The organism is Pseudonocardia sp. EV170527-09 (genome assembly GCF_008369905.1).
In the GTDB taxonomy this organism is placed as follows: domain Bacteria; phylum Actinomycetota; class Actinomycetes; order Mycobacteriales; family Pseudonocardiaceae; genus Pseudonocardia.
This window is the reverse complement of record NZ_VRMC01000027.1, coordinates 49,956-64,961: the sequence shown is the minus strand read 5'-3', so window position 1 is coordinate 64,961 and position 15,006 is coordinate 49,956. Positions and strand designations below refer to the sequence as shown.

Below are 15,006 nucleotides of genomic sequence, written 5' to 3'. Positions count from 1 at the left end.
GGGCGGGGCCGGCACGCCCGGGGGAGGGGTGGGTGGGGGCAGCCACAGCGTCCTCACAGCGGAGCCGGGGCACCATCAACGGCAGTACCGCACCACGTTCGGAAGGAACCGCCCTCCATGCTCATCGACACCCGGCGCGCGCTCCCCGGCTCCATCTTCGAGGCCGAGGTCTGCGTGATCGGCAGCGGTCCGGCCGGGGCCGCGGCCGCGACCGAGCTGGCCGACCGCGGCCTGCGCGTCGTCGTCCTGGAGGGTGGCGGCCCGGGCCTGAGCCGCACGGCCCGCGACACCTACCGGGGGATCAGCGGGCGGGGCAAGCACGACCCGGTCGACGCCGTCCGGCAGAAGCGCCTCGGCGGCACCTCGCTGGTCTGGGGCGGCCGCTGCGCCCCGCTCGACGACATCGACTTCGCCGACCGCGAGTGGATGCCGGGCGCCGCGTGGCCGATCCCGCACGACGAGCTGCGCGCCTGGTACCCGGTCGCCCAGCGGCACCTCGACGCCGGTGCCTGCGAGTACTCGGCCGCGGAGTCGGGCTTCCCGGCGCCCCCGCCCGGGCTCCGCAGCGACACCCTGCGCTGGGACGACCTGTGGCGCTGGAGTCCGCCGACGTCGTTCGCGCCGACGGTGGAGAACATGGCGAAGGCCGGCCGGATCCGGCTGTTCCTGCACGCGACCGTCGCCCGCCTGGAGCGCGACCCGGTGTCGGGCACCGCGACCGAGGCCGTCGTCGTCCCGCGGCCGGGGTGCGACATCCGGATCCGGGCGCAGCACTTCGTCGTCGCGGCGGGTGGACTGGAGTCGGTCCGGATCCTGCTCGCCTCCGACGGCTACGGCGGCACCGGGACCGGAGCCGGGATCGGCGACGAGTACGGCCAGGTCGGGCGGCACTACATGACCCACCCGGTGGGCGAGGTCGGACGGCTGCAGCTGACCACGGCCGGGCGCGCGCTGGGCCTGGGCTACCTGCCCACCGACGACGGCGTCTACGCCCGCCGGATGCTCTCGCTGTCCCCGCAGGCCCAGGCCGACCACCGGTTGGGCAACCTGAAGGCGGCGCTGTGGTTCGCCGACCCGAAGGACGCCGAGCACGGCGACGCGCTGCTGTCGACGTTCGCCCTGACCTACTGGGGCCTGGGCAAGCTCCGTGCCGGGTTCAAGGCCGCCGGGACGCACGCCCAGTACAGCCACACCACCGACATCGGCCACCACATGCGCAACGTCGCCGCCGACCCGCTGCGGGTGGCGCGGTTCGCCCGCGGTTGGGCGCGGCCGCGGATCACCGGGGAGCGGCGGCTGCCGTCGTTCATGCCGCTGGACTCCGCGCACTGCCGGCTGCGGTTCGACGCCGAGCAGACCCCCGACCCGGCGAACCGGGTCACGCTCGACCGCGAGCGCGACGCGCTGGGCCAGCACCGGCTGCGGGTCGACTACCGGGTCTCCGCCGGCGACCGGGAGGCGATCGTGACGTCGCTGTCGTTGATCGGCAAGGAGCTGGAGCGGACCGGGATCGCCCACGTCGACCTGTCGGACGTGGAGCGCGTGCACGACATGGACATGACCGACGGCACCCATCAGATGGGCCTGCTGCGCATGTCGGACTCGCCGCGGAGCGGGGTCGTGGACCCGGCGTGCCGGGTGCACGGCACGCCGAACGTGCACATCGCCTCCAGCGCGGTGTTCCCGTCGGCCGGGGCGGTCGGGCCGACGCTGGCGCTGGTCGCGCTGGCCTGCCGGACCACGGAGCTGATCGCGGTCGACGTCCGGGGCTGAGCCCCGCGGTCGGCGGACCGGGGTGGTCGCCGCGGGTACCTCGCGTGGCCGCTAGGCGGGCGGAGCTGCGACCGGAGACGCGGGGCCACCCCGCAACAGGGCAGCGGCGAGTGCCGCGCCGACCGCGAGGAGCCCTGCTCCGATCGTCATGGCGACGGTGAACCCCGGCCCGAACGACGCCGGGTCGGCCGGGGCGTCCCCGCGGATCCCCGCGATGGCGGGCACGGCCGCCACCGCGAGCAGGCCGGCCGCCCGCGCGATCGCGTTGTTGACCCCCGACGCGACGCCGGCGTGCCGGTCCGCCGCAGCGTCGAGCACCGCGGTGGTCAGCGGCGCGACGGCCGCGGACAGCCCCAGCCCGACCAGCGCCGTCGCCGGGAGCACGTCGGTGAACCAGCCCGCTCCCGGCCCGATCCGTGAGGCCAGCAGCATCCCGGCCGCGGCCAGCAGCAGCCCGCCGGTCACCAGCGGTGCCGGGCCGGTGCGCGTCGCGAGCCGCCCGGCGCGGGCCGACAGCAGCAGCATGAGCACGGTGACCGGCAGGGTCGCGGTCCCGGCCAGCAACGGGGAGAACCCGGCCACGATCTGCAGCTGCACGGCGAGCAGCACGAACAGCAGCCCCAGCGCCGCGTAGACGGCCACCGTCACCACGTTCGCGCCGGTGAACCGGCGCCCGTCCCCGGCGTCGCCGGTGCCGGTGAACAGCTCCGGCGGGACCAGCGGGGACCGGCTGCGCCGCTCGACCAGCGCGAACGCCACCAGCGCCGCCACCCCGGCGGCGCCCGCGCCCCACACCTGCAGCCCGGGCGACGCACCGGAGCCGGCCGCCGTCCCGGCCCAGGTCAGCAACGCCAACCCGGCGACGGCGAGCACGCTGCCCGGGACGTCGAGCCGGTGGGCGGCGTCCGGGTCACGCGACTCGGGCACGTGCCGCACCGCCACCGCGACGACGACCGCCGCCAGCGGCAGGTTGATCAGGAACACCGCCCGCCAGGACCACTCCACGAGCGTCCCGCCGACGAACGGGCCCAGCGCTCCCGCGACCCCGCCGAGCCCGGACCAGGCCCCGATCGCCGCCGCCCGGTCCGCACCGTGGAACGAGGCCGAGATCAGCGCCAGGCTGCCCGGGGTCAGCAGCGCACCACCGACCCCCTGCAACGCCCGGGCCGCGGCGAGCACCTCGACGCTCGGCGCCAGCCCGCACAGCAGCGAGGCCAGCGCGAACCACACCGCCCCGGTCACGAAGATCCGCCGCCTGCCGAACCGGTCACCCAGCGAGCCGCCGAGCAGGATCAGCCCGGCCAGGGTCAGGGTGTAGCCGTTGACCGTCCACTGCAGCCCCGCGAAACCGGCGCCGAGGTCCTCGGCGATGCGGGGCAGCGCGATCGTGACGACGGTGTTGTCGAGCATCGCCATGCCCGAGCCGAGCACGCAGGCCGTGATGACCCAGCGGCCGGCCGCGGTGCCGGTACGCAGTCCGGTGTCCATGGTCGGCCGAACGTGCGGGGGCCCCGGTGTCTTCCGCCGCGGGCGGATCAGCCGGTCACGACCCCCGCCCGCCGCCCGGCCCCGGTGAGCCGCTCGGCCAGCAGGGCCGCGGCTGCCTCGTCCACCCGGCCCACCGACAGCCGCAGCATCTGCCGGTCGTCGGGCAGGAACGCGGTGCCCGGGATGGTCAGGGTGTCGTGGTCGAGCAGCAGGGTCCGGACGACGTCGAGGGTCGGGCGGTCCGGGAACGGGTGGCGCACCCAGGCGAAGAACCCGCCGAGCGCGGCGATCTCGAACCCGCCCGGCCGGTCGGCGAGCGCGGACCCGACCCACTCCCGTCGCCGGGCGATCTCCGCGACCCGGTCGGCCCGCCATGCCCCGGCCCGGGTGAGCCCGGCCACCGCGGCCTCCTGTCCGGCCCGCGGTGCGCAGATGGCGACGCAGTCGAGCAGCTTGAGCACCTGGCGTCGCAGCTCGGGGCCCGCGATCACCGACCCGACCCGGTACGCCGGGATGGCCAGGTCCTTGGAGTAGGAGTGCAGGCTGACCACGGTCGAGCGCCACGACGGGTCGGCGAACAGGGGGTGCGCGGGGGCGTGCGCGTCGGGCCGGAACGAGCGGTAGGTCTCGTCGACGACCAGCGCGAGATCGTGGCGGCGCGCCAGCTCGGCGAACGCGACGATCTCCTCCGGCGGCACCGTCACCCCGCTCGGGTTGCCGGGGCTGACCAGGACGATCGCCCGGGTGCGGGGCGTGACGAGTGCCTCGGCGTCGGCGGCCCGGGGCACCAGGTCGGCGTCGGGCTCCAGGTAGACCGGGGTGACGCCACGCATGCGCAGCCACATGTCGTGGTTGAAGTAGTAGGGCAGCGGTGAGATCACCTCGTCGCCCGGCCCGGCGAGGGCGTCGGCGACCACGGCGAACGCCTGGTTGCAGCCCGCCGTCACGACGACGTCGTCCGGCGTCACGTCCCCGGCGTAGTCCCGGGCCAGCTCCTCGGCGACCGCGCGGCGCAGCGGGGCGATGCCGGGCACCGGCGCGTAGCCGGACAGGGCAGGGTCCCGGGCCACCTCCACCACCCGTTCGACGACCTCCGGTGCCGGCGGGTACGGCGGCGCGGCCTGCGACAGGTCCAGCAGTGGGTGCGTCGCGTTCCGGGCCGGGTCCCGCTCACCGGCCAGCGCCAGCGCCGCGCCGATGGGAGAGTCGCTGCCGGCCGCCGTCGTGGGGTCGAGTCGCACCGTCGGGTGCCGCCTTCCGGGTCGTCGTGCGTTCGTCCTGCGGGGCCGATCGTCGCCGACGCCGCCCGGGACGGTCCAGCGGCCCTCGGGATGCGGGGCCGTGCCACCCGCGCGCGGGTCCGGAGAGCACGGGACCGCCCGAAGGACCGGGACCGGTTTCGGAGGATCCGTGTCCGAGCCGGCGCCGCGGGACTGTGGAGTCGTTTCGCGGCCAGCGGATCGTGCTGATATCGCGTTGCCGCTGGAGTGGCCGCCTGCTAGCGTCCTTGTCGGCATTCGATGGTGGGCGCGATCTCCTGTGTGAGGATGTGGTCGGTCAAGAAGTACGAATGAAAAGGACCGGGGTCCTCCGGCAGAGCCGGACGACAAGGGCCCGCGGTTGAGGAGAGCGAAACCACGCTCGGTCAGATCTCTGTCTCGGTTCATCCGTGCGAACTCAGAGGTCGAGACCCACTCCGGCGCCAAAGTGCGCTGTCTTTTCTCCTACTTCTGACCATGCCGTTGACCTGGTGCTCGTGCTGAGGGCCGAGCGCCGGTCGACCATCTCGTAGGGATGTCGTCGTGTCCACGCCTCGTTCCGGTTCGCTGACCGCGGATCTGTCCTCCACCCAGGTGCGCACCATCATGGTGGCGTTGATGGCTGCCGTCTTCCTGTCATTGCTCGATGCTCAGGTCGTTGCCACCGCGCTGGTGCGCATCGTCGGCGACCTGGGTTCCCTCGACCAGTTCGGATGGGTCACCGCGGGTTATCTCATCGGCGGTACGGTCGCATTACCGATCTGCGGCAAGTGGGGTGACCTGTTCGGCCGCAAGCAGGTGCTGGTCGTTTCCGTCGTCGTCTTCCTCGTCGGTTCGACCGGTTCCGGCCTCGCGCAGACCATGGGGCAGCTGGTCGCGTTCCGCGTCGTCCAGGGCGTCGGCAGCGGCGGTCTGTTCGTCTGCGTGCTCGCGATCATCGGTGAGATGTTCTCGCCGCGAGCGGGCGCCAGGTACTACGGCTGGATCTCCGTCACCGTCGGGGTCGCCTCTCTGGCCGGGCCGACCGTCGGCGGTGTCGTCACGGACCTGTTCGGCTGGCGCTGGACGTTCCTGATGAACCTGCCGATCGGGCTGGCGGTGATCGCGATCGTCTCGGCGACGCTGCACCTGCCTCCGCGATCCGGGCCCGGTCGAGTGCGGATCGACCACCTGGGCGCGGTGCTGCTGACCTCGGCCATCGTCGCGCTCAACCTCCTCGCGAACCAGGCCGGCACGTCGGACCCGCGGAGCTCGGGCGTGGTCATCGGTCTCTGCGTGGCCTCGGTGCTGCTCGTCGTCGTGAGCCAGTACGGGAGCGCCCGGCTCATCGGGCGTACGGGCTCGTTCCGCTGGTACCCGCCGGCGAGCATGGCTCTCTTCGCCCTGACGGCGCGGCTCTTCGTCACGGCCGGTCCGGCGACGCCGCTCCCCCCGACGATCCTGTACCTGCTGATGTTCGGCGTCGCGGCCGGGCTCAACCAGCAGGCGCTCACCGTCGCCGCGCGCAGCGGCGGGGGAACCCACGACATGGGCGCTGTCCACGGCGTCACGACCATGCTGCGGCAGATGGGCACGTCCCTGGGGGTCCTCCGTGTTCGCCGCGATCTTCGCCTCGCGATTCGCGATCGAGACGGCGCAGCACCTCGGACCATCAGGTGGCGTCCCCGGCGCCGCGGGCGGCTCGGTGGCACCCGATGCCGCCGCGCGCCTCTCGCCCGAGCAGCAGTTCGCCCTGGCCGGCGCCTACGCCGACTCCCTGCACCGGGTGTTCGCCGCGATGGTCCCGGTCGTCGTCGGGTTCGTGGTCTCGCTGTTCTTCCCGAGCACCCGCCTGCCCGAGGACGCGACGGGCGACGGTGCGGCTCCCGGCGTCGCGGCCGACGGCACGCCCTGACCCCCACCTCCTCCCTGTTCCACCCCTCCACGAAGGAGACACCCATGTACCTGATCACCGGTGCCACCGGCACCGTCGGCTCCGAGCTCGTCCCGCAGCTCGTGGCCGCGGGTGAACCCGTCCGGGCGCTGACCCGGTTCCCCGAGAAGGCCGACCTCTCCGAGGGGGTCGAGGTCGTCGGAGCTGACCTCGAACGCCCCGAGAGCCTGGACGGCGTGTTCACCGGCGTGGACACCGTGTTCGTCGTCCCGCCCGGCTACGGGCCCGAAGGCCCCGTGCACGAGACGAACCTCGTCGCGGCGGCCCGAGCGGCCGGCGTCGGCAAGCTCGTGAAGCTCTCGACCAGCGGGGTCGAGTTCGGCGCCACCGACCCCCTGAGCCTCGGCCACAGCAGCGGTGAGGACGTGGTGCGGGAGTCGGGCATGCGGTGGACCATCCTGCGACCCGGCACGTTCATGTCGTTCGTGGGTCAGTACGCCCGGTCCGTCGCGTCGGACGGCGTCGTCCACACCACCCAGGGGGATCCGACGTCCGCCATGGTCCATCCGCGTGACATCGCCTCGGTGGCGTACTGGGCGCTCCTCACCGACGACCACCTCGGCGCGGCTCTGCCGATCACGGGCGGTGAGGCCATCTCGCCGGCCCGCATGGTGGAGGTCGTCGCCGAGGTCGTCGGCCGGCCCGTCGCGCACGTCGAGCGAACCCCGGCCGAGGCTCGGGCCGAGTACGCCGAGCGCGGCTGGGGCGGGCCGCGGCTCGAGGCGCTCCTCGAGCTGAAGCGCCAGTCGGTCGAGTGGGACTGGAAGGTGTTCGACACGGTCGAGCGCGTCACGGGTCGGGCGCCGCTCACCCTCCGCGACTGGGTCACCGAGAACATCGCGCTCTTCCGCTGACGAGCGACGCGGCGTCGAGCCGGGTGTTCGTGGTTTCCACGAACTCGTGGCCCGGAAAATCGTGGTCGAGTGCATTACCCGGTCGGCCGTCGAGGGAGACGCTGGGTGCATGTCGCAGCATGTGGAGGTCGGGATCGGAGCCGGACCGACTCGTCGGCGGTCACTCGGCTTCGTCGCGGTGTGCCTGGGCAACTTCGTGATCATGCTGGACACCAACATCGTCAACCTGGCGGCCCCGCACATCCAGCAGTCGCTCGGCGGCTCGTTCAGCGGGCTGCTGTGGGTCGTCAACGGCTACACGCTGGCGGTGGCCGCGCTGATCCTGTGCGGTGGCGCGATCGGTGACCGGCTCGGCAACGACCGTGCCTACCGGTTCGGCGTGCTCGGCTTCGCGGTCACCTCGCTGCTGTGCGGCCTGGCGCCGGGCCTGGAGCTGCTGATCGGCTTCCGGCTGCTGCAGGGGGTCGCGGCGGCACTGCTGCTGCCGGCCCTGCTCGGGCTGATCCCGCACCTGTTCGCCGACCCGGGCGCCCGGTCGCGCGCCGTCGCGATCTGGGGCAGCACCGGCGCGGCCGCGCTCGCCGCGGGCCCGTTGATCTCCGGGCTGTTCATCGACACGCTCGGCTGGCGGGCCATCTTCGTGGTGAACGTGCCGATCTGCGTCGGGATCTACCTGCTGGCCCGCCGCACGATCACCGACATCCCGCGCGGGCCGCGCCGGCCGATCGACGGGTGGGGGCAGGTGCTGGCGATCGCGGCGCTGGGCGCGCTGGCGTTCGCCCTGATGGAGGGCCCGTCGTACGGCTGGACGTCGCCGTTGATCCTGGCCGCCGGGGCGCTCGTCGTGCTGGCGGTGCCCGCGTTCGTCGTCGTCCAGGCCCGCAGCGCCCATCCGCTCGTCCCGCCGCAACTGTTCAGCGATCGCCGGTTCACCGTCGCCGCCGTCAACGGGCTGGTGTTCCAGTTCGTCTTCTTCGGCACCCTGTTCCTGCTCGCGATCTACCTGCAGACCGTGCATCGGACGAGTGCGCTGGTCGCCGGCCTGCAGCTGCTCCCGATCACCATCGCGACGGCGCTCGCCCCGCCGTTGCTCACCAGCCGGCTGATGATCGAGCGCGGGCTGAGCGTGCCGGTCTACCTGGCCGCGCTGGTCGGGGTGCCCGGCTTCCTGCTCATGGTGCTGTGCGATGCCACCTCGCCGTACTGGGTGCTCGGCGCGGCGATGGCCCTGCAGGGCCTGTGGAGCGGGCTGGCACTCCCACCGACGGCCTCGCTCGCGGTGGTCAGCCCCCCACCGGGCCTGACCGGCACGGGCAGCGGTGTGTTCAACGCCAGCCGCCAGCTCGGCGGAGTGCTGGGCGTCGCGGTGCTGGGCGGCATCATGAGCTCCGCCGATTCGGTGGTGACCGGCATGCACATCGGCATGGTCATCTGCGCCGTCGGCGTCGGCGTCATCGCGTTGCTCGTCCGGTACGCGACCGTTCCCGCATCCGCAGGGTGATCCACGAGTTCAGCAGACCGCGCACCTCACGCGGATCCCAGCCGGTCAGCTGCGTCCAGCGGTCCAGGCGGTACTTCACCGAGTTCGGGTGCAGGTTCAGCGACTTCGCGGCCGACGTGATCGAGAACCCGCACTCCGCGTACCCGAGGACGGCGTCGGCGAGATGAGGGTGGTCGGCGGCCACGTCGCTGCCGGTCTGCAGCAGCGGTGCGAGCCGTGGCCCGTGCGGCAGCAACGTCGCGGGCAGCCACTCCTCGCCGAACAGCACCGCCTCGCCGGCGCCCGCCACGGCCAGCGCCCGTTCGGCGTCGACGATGCTGGCCTCGGCCCCGGCCAGGCCCGGCCGGGGCAGACCGATGCCGACGGCCTCCCCGGGCAGCGCCTCGTGCACCGTCGCGGTCACCAGGTCGGCTGCGGCGGCCTGGCACAGCACGACGCCGTGCGTTCCGCGGGTGGCGGAGTGGATCGTGCCCGGCAGCCGCCGCAGCCGTTGGCGCAGCTGGTCGAGCCCGTCCTCGGGCCGGCTCGGCAGCAGGAAGCAGACGGCCTGGAACGACCCGTCCGGGTCGAACGTCAGCGCACGGGCGAGGTGCACGGCCTCACCCGACGGGTCCTCGCCGGCGCGCAGGATCTCCAGGAACCGGTGCGTCATGGTGATCTGCACGGCGTGCTGGGAACGCAGGGTCTCGGCGTGCGCGTCGGCCGAGGCACTGCTGATCAGCCGGATCCACGTCCACCACAGGTCCACGACGCGCACCAGGTGCGCCGCGATCTGTGGCTCCCGCTCGTCGGCCCTGGCCAGCAGCACGTTCCACATCTCGCGGTAGCCGACGTGGTACGCGCCGATCATCTCCTCGACCCGCACCCCCTGCCGGGCCCGTTGCCGCCCCAGCTCCCGGGCCGCTTCGGTCTGCGCCGCCGTGGGCGGGCACCGGGCGGCGAGCCCGTCGAGCAGGCCGCGGAACTGCTCACCGACGTGCTTCTCGTGGTCGGCGCGCGGCACGTGCTCGTAGTCGGGCGACGCCGCCCGGATGTGCGTGACGATCTCCGGGACGATGACGGGCACGTCGCGGCGCACCTCGGCACACAGCCCGCGGACCTCGGGCCAGTCCTCGTCGAGCGCGCTACCCACCTCACGACCGTTCCAGCTGGGCCCACGCCAGCGCCAGCCGATCGACGAACTCGGCGGCCACGTGCGACGGTTGGGTGAACGGGACGCGGATGTGGCTGTCGTCGCGGCCGGTGGCGTCCAGCGCGGGGCCGGGCAGCACCTCCACGCCGTGGCGCAGGGCGAGCTGGGCGTAGGCGGTGGCGTTCGGCCGCGGCAGCGTCACCCACAGTGCGATCCCGCCGTCGGGGCGGCGCCAGCGCCAGCCCGGCAAGCGATCGCGCAACAGTTCCTCCAGCACGTCGAGCCGGTTCGACAGCTCGGCCGAGCGGGTCGTCATCGGCCAGCCGTGATGGCGCAGCAGCCGGGCGGCGATGGCGTGGTCGAGCAGCGGGCCGCCCAGGTCGATGAGGCTCTTGCGGTAGGTCAGGGAGTCGATGATGTCGGCGGACGCCCGCAGCCAGCCGACCCGCAGTCCCCGCCAGACGGCGTTGTCGAGCGACCCGACGGTGAGGACCTCGGCCTGCGGAGCACCGTACGCGGCGATCGGTAGTGGTGGCGCGTCGCCGTGGGCCAACCCGATGTAGGAGTGGTCCTCGATCACCGGGACGCGGTGACGCGCGGTGATGCGGGCCAGCGCCTGCCGGCGGGCCTGCGACATGAGGATGCCGGTGGGGTTCTGGTAGGTCGGCATCACGTAGACGAACGCGGGCGGCCGCTCGGCGAGCGTGCGGTCCAGCTGGACGGCGTCGATGCCCTCGTCGTCGAGCGGCACCCCGACCAGCTGCGCACCTGCGTTGGTGAAGATGTCGAGGTAGCCGGGCCAGCTCGGGTTCTCCACGACGACGCTCACACCCGGCTGCACGTACAGCTGGGTGGCCAGCAGCACCGCGGGGTGCGCGCCGTTGGTCACCAGGATCTGGTCGGTGGTGGTGGGCAGCCCGGCACGGGTGTAGGAGTCGGCGACCGCCTCCCGCAGCGTGAGCAGGCCGCGCGGCTGGTAGCCCGTGCCCGACAGCAGCTCCTTGAGGTCGGACTCGACCGTCTCGCGGACCGCCTGGCCGATCCCCGCGCTGTCGTCCCAGTCGGGGATGGCGAGTGAGATGACGTCCTTCTGCCCGGTGATGAGCCGGCGCACGATCGAGGTGGTACGGCCCTCCGGCACGGCCGCGGTGAACTCGCGCCGGGGCCGCGCGTCGAGGCTCACGCGGGTGCCGCTGCCGCGCCTGCTCACGAGCAGGCCCTCGCCGCGCAGCCGGTCGTAGGCCGCGACGACGGTCGTGCGGCTCACGGCCAGCTGGTCGGCGAGCTGACGCTCCGACGGGAGCCGCCGCCCGGGCAGCAGCGCGCCGGACTCGATCGCGTCGCGGACCGCCCTCGCGATGCGCAGGTGGAGCGGCCCGCTGCCGGCCGACCAGTCTCCGAGCACGCCGAGGATATCGGTCGGAAAACGGTCCATTTCCGATGTCATTGGCCATATCCAAAGGTGCGCGCCGCAGGAAGACTCGCCGATGGTAGTCGACGGGGGCGGCGCCGGCGAGTGATCGCTGCGCCACATGTTACAGCTGACACAAGGTTGTGTTAATTCGTTAGGCAGACTCCTTGACGGAACGAGGCTCCTATGTCTGATGCGATGACGATATCGGCGCGGCTGGACCGAATGCCGATCACCCGGCTGCACGTCATGGCAGTGGTGTGCGTCGGTCTCGGACTGTTCTTCGACACCTACGAGGTGTTCCTCGCCGGCACGCTCTCCGGCGTGCTCAAGCAGCATTTCGAGCTCGGCGCCGACCCGTTGAAGGCGGTGTTGGCGAGCGCGTTCGTCGGACAGTTCATCGGAGCGATCTTCCTCGGCCGGGTGGCCGACCGGATCGGTCGACGGCGGGCGTTCCTGCTGAATCTCGGGATCTATTCGTTCTTCTCGCTCGTGGGTGGCCTCGCTCCGAACGTCGAAGTGCTCGTGGTGTCGCGATTCCTCGCCGGAGTGGGCCTGGGTGCCGAGCTGGCACTGGCCGATGCCTACCTGGCCGATCTGCTGCCGGCCAGGCTGCGCGGCCGGTTCACCGCGCTCGCCTACACCGTGGGTTTCCTCGGCGTGCCGACGGCCGGGTTCCTGGCCAGCATTCTCGTGCCATTGAGCCCATTCGGCGTCGACGGCTGGCGGTGGATGTTCATCCTCGGTGCGCTCGGTGCCTTGATCGTCTGGGTGCTGCGGCGGATGCTGCCGGAGTCACCCCGCTGGCTGGAGGCCGTCGGTCGCCACGACGAGGCGGACGCGCTGATGACGAAGTGGGAGAACGCTGCCCGCGCGAGTGGAAAGGTTTTGCCGGAGCCCGAGCGGAAACCGGAGAGTCCGACCGTTGCCGAGAAGATGCCGCTGTCGGCCATCTTCGCTCCCCGCTTTCGGCGCACCACCACCATGGCCTGGGTGCTCAACTTCTGCTCGGCGTTCGGCTACTACGGATTCGGCACCATCGCCCCGCTGGTGCTGGCCGCGAAGGGCTATTCGATCGTCGCCTCCCTGGCCTATCTCGGGTTCATCTTCATCGGTTACCCGCTCGGTTCGGCGCTGTCCCTACCGATTGTGGAACGCGTGGAACGCAAGGTGCTGATCGCGGTGACCGCGGGTGGCATGGCGGTGGCCGGGCTGCTCTTCGGGTACGCCCAGTCGCCCGCCGCGATCATCCTGTGGGGATTCATCTTCACGCTGGTGAGCAACATCTACTCGAATGCCTACCACGTCTATCACGGCGAAATCTATCCGACGGCCCTCCGGGCGACCGGTGCCGGCGTCGCGTACTCGATCAGCCGGCTGACCACGGCCGCACTGCCCTATGTCCTGCTCCCCGCGTTGGTCATCGGGCCGGAGTTCGTGTTCGGCGTGGTCGCCGCCGCGCTCGCCGTCCTGATCGTGAACGTGCTGGTGCTCGGCCCGCGGACCACCGGCAGGTCGCTGGAGTCGGTCACACCCGCGGTCGAGGGGCCCGGCCCGCTCACGGAGGTCGACCTGCCGAAGGGCCCCGCTCGATGAGCGCGCCGATGAGTGCCGAGGACGAGGCCGTCTCCATCTGCCGCGACCTGATGCGGTTCGACACGTCCAACTACGGCGACGACCGCGGGCCCGGTGAGCGGCTCGCCGCCGAGTACGCGGCGGGGCTGCTGACCGAGGTGGGTCTCGACGTCGAGCTGATCGAGCCGCGCCCGGGTCGCACGACGGTGATGGCGCGCTGGCCCGGGGCCGATCCCGAGCGGCCCGGCCTGCTGGTGCACGCCCACACCGACGTCGTGCCGGCCGAGCCGGCGCTCTGGCGACACCACCCGTTCGGCGGGGAGATCGCCGACGGCTGCCTGTGGGGCCGTGGCGCGGTCGACATGAAGTACTTCGCGGCGCAGATGCTGGCCGTGGTCCGGGCGCGGATGCGGGCGGGTCGCCCGCCGGCGCGCGACGTCGTGCTCGCGTTCGTCGCCGACGAGGAGAACGGCGGTCGGCTCGGCGCGCGATGGCTGGTGGACAACAGACCGGAGCTGTTCGAGGGGTGCACCGAGGCGATCGGTGAGGTCGGCGGCTTCTCGGCGACGTTGCCGAACGGCCGCCGGCTCTACCTGGTGGAGACCGCGGAGAAGGGGGTCATCTGGTTCCGGGTGACCACGAAGGGGATCGCCGGGCACGGCTCCATGCTCAACTCCTCCAACGCGATCGCGCAGCTCGGTGAGATCATGCACCGGGTCGGCGAGCACCGGTTCCCGGTCCAGCTCACACCGACGACCCGGCAGTTCATCGACGCGCTGTCCGCCGAACTGGACGAGCAGTTCCACCCGGACGACCCGGACGCGCTGCTCAAGGCGATCTCCCCGCTCGAACGGATCGTGGGCGCCTCGCTGCAGAACATCGCGTCGCCGACGTTGATCAGCGCCGGCAACAAGACCAACGTGATCCCGAGCCTGGCCAGCGCCGAGCTGGACTGCCGGTTCCTGCCGGGGCACGAGGACGAGTTCATCGCGTCCTTCGTCGCGCTGGTCGGGCCGAACGCGACGTGCGAGATCTTCTATCGGGACATCGCGGTCGAGACGGACTTCCCGACACCGCTCACGCACGCGATGGCGGCCAGCGTGGCCCGCCACGACCCGGGCGCCGGTGTGATCCCGTACCTGCTGCCCGCGGGTACGGACGCGAAGCACTTCAGCCGGCTCGGCATCGCCTGCTACGGCTTCGCCCCACTCAAGCTGCCGGCCGACTTCGATTTCCCGGCGGCCTTCCACGGTGTCGACGAGCGTGTTCCGGTGGATGCCCTGCGTTTCGGTGTGCCCGTGCTCGACGACTTCTTCGACCGATGCTGAGTCCCGCCCGAGAGCGGTCCGACAGTAACCGACGCGTAACGTTGACCTCCATCCAGGAAACGTGAGAACCGTATTCTGGACAGTATCTTCGAGTGGATCCGAAAGGGGCTTCGGTGAATCAGTTGCGCCTGGCCCTCGTCGACGGCAACACGTTGTTGCGGGAGTGTCTGGCCGAGCTCTGCGACATCGAGCCCGATCTGCGGGTGATCGGTCAGGCCGACGGTGGCCCTGCCGCGGTGGCGCTCGTGCGGCGCGACCGGCCCGATGTCGTGCTGCTCGACGCGGAGACCGCGGATGGGCCCGTCGAGGTGCTTCACTCCCTGGTCACGGCGCCGTCGGCGCCGCGTGTGGTCGTGCTCGGCGTCCACGGGCACACACGTGCCGTGCGCAGGCTGATGGTTGCCGGCGCCCACGGATACGTCTCGAAGCGGTCGACGCGCGCAGAGTTGCTCGCCGTCGTCCGCACGGTCGGCGCACGCAGCGACCAGGTGCTCCTCGCGCTGCCGGCAATCGCCGTCCACCGGTTCGGTGAAACACCTCGCGGACCGCTGTCGCCCCGCGAGGTGGAGGTGCTCGACCTGGTCGCGCAGGGGCTCAGCAATGCCCAGGTCGGCGCCCGGCTGTCCATTTGCGCCGGCACGGTGAAAAGGCACCTCACAAACATCTACGCCAAGTTCGGGGTGCATTCACGGACGAATGCCATCAACCGGGCGGCGGCCCTGCAGATCCTCTGAACGGCCCACTGTCCGACA

General features: G+C 72.2%; 10 protein-coding genes. 6 read left to right on the top strand and 4 right to left on the bottom strand.

The annotated features are described in order from the left end of the window. The first annotated feature begins 117 nt into the window (after window positions 1-117). On the top strand, window positions 118-1,773 hold the full coding sequence (locus tag FVA95_RS11060; protein WP_149664126.1) for an FAD-dependent oxidoreductase: 1,656 nt from the start codon (window positions 118-120) through the stop codon (window positions 1,771-1,773). Between the two features lie 51 nt (window positions 1,774-1,824). Here FVA95_RS11060 and FVA95_RS11055 read toward each other — a convergent pair whose 3' ends face one another. Continuing rightward, window positions 1,825-3,261, bottom strand: a complete 1,437-nt coding sequence (locus tag FVA95_RS11055) for an MFS transporter (RefSeq protein ID WP_149664125.1) — start codon at window positions 3,259-3,261, stop codon at window positions 1,825-1,827. Window positions 3,262-3,308: 47 nt separating this feature from the next. Next, entirely contained in the window at window positions 3,309-4,502 is a 1,194-nt protein-coding gene (locus FVA95_RS11050) for an aminotransferase (protein WP_240051411.1), read from the bottom strand. 561 nt (window positions 4,503-5,063) lie between these two features. On the opposite strand from FVA95_RS11050, the gene FVA95_RS11045 reads away from it, so the two are divergent. Further along, window positions 5,064-7,307 carry an MFS transporter gene (locus tag FVA95_RS11045; protein WP_149664123.1) on the top strand — a complete coding sequence of 748 codons (2,244 nt, stop codon included), beginning with the start codon at window positions 5,064-5,066 and terminating at the stop codon, window positions 7,305-7,307. A gap of 109 nt (window positions 7,308-7,416) precedes the next feature. Then, window positions 7,417-8,808 (top strand): MFS transporter, encoded by a 1,392-nt coding sequence (locus tag FVA95_RS11040; protein ID WP_149664122.1) that lies wholly within the window; start codon window positions 7,417-7,419, stop codon window positions 8,806-8,808. On the opposite strand, the gene FVA95_RS11035 is transcribed toward FVA95_RS11040, so the two are convergent. Beyond that, complete coding sequence (locus FVA95_RS11035) at window positions 8,759-9,940, bottom strand: CdaR family transcriptional regulator (RefSeq protein ID WP_149664121.1); 1,182 nt, start codon at window positions 9,938-9,940, stop codon at window positions 8,759-8,761. The genes FVA95_RS11040 and FVA95_RS11035 overlap by 50 nt on opposite strands. Before the next feature lies 1 nt (window position 9,941). Next, window positions 9,942-11,345: a PLP-dependent aminotransferase family protein gene (locus FVA95_RS11030; protein ID WP_240051410.1), complete on the bottom strand. Its 1,404-nt coding sequence runs from the start codon at window positions 11,343-11,345 to the stop codon at window positions 9,942-9,944. A gap of 192 nt (window positions 11,346-11,537) precedes the next feature. Between FVA95_RS11030 and FVA95_RS11025 the strand changes: the two genes are divergently transcribed. From FVA95_RS11025 to FVA95_RS11015, 3 genes are all read left to right on the top strand, one after another. Continuing rightward, window positions 11,538-12,947 carry an MFS transporter gene (locus FVA95_RS11025; RefSeq protein ID WP_149664119.1) on the top strand — a complete coding sequence of 470 codons (1,410 nt, stop codon included), beginning with the start codon at window positions 11,538-11,540 and terminating at the stop codon, window positions 12,945-12,947. An 8-nt stretch (window positions 12,948-12,955) separates the two neighbouring features. Further along, complete coding sequence (locus tag FVA95_RS11020) at window positions 12,956-14,254, top strand: M20/M25/M40 family metallo-hydrolase (RefSeq protein WP_240051409.1); 1,299 nt, start codon at window positions 12,956-12,958, stop codon at window positions 14,252-14,254. A gap of 113 nt (window positions 14,255-14,367) precedes the next feature. Continuing rightward, entirely contained in the window at window positions 14,368-14,988 is a 621-nt protein-coding gene (locus tag FVA95_RS11015) for a response regulator transcription factor (protein WP_205015820.1), read from the top strand. Window positions 14,989-15,006: the final 18 nt, after the last annotated feature.

What these genes read in the sequence shown, in the direction of transcription:
- FVA95_RS11025 (WP_149664119.1), top strand. Translation starts at nt 11,538, where the DNA reads ATGTCTGATGCGATGACGATATCGGCGCGGCTGGACCGAATGCCGATC.
- FVA95_RS11060 (WP_149664126.1), top strand. Translation starts at nt 118, where the DNA reads ATGCTCATCGACACCCGGCGCGCGCTCCCCGGCTCCATCTTCGAGGCC.
- FVA95_RS11040 (WP_149664122.1), top strand. Translation starts at nt 7,417, where the DNA reads ATGTCGCAGCATGTGGAGGTCGGGATCGGAGCCGGACCGACTCGTCGG.
- FVA95_RS11055 (WP_149664125.1), bottom strand. Translation starts at nt 3,261, where the DNA reads ATGGACACCGGACTGCGTACCGGCACCGCGGCCGGCCGCTGGGTCATC.
- FVA95_RS11020 (WP_240051409.1), top strand. Translation starts at nt 12,956, where the DNA reads ATGAGTGCCGAGGACGAGGCCGTCTCCATCTGCCGCGACCTGATGCGG.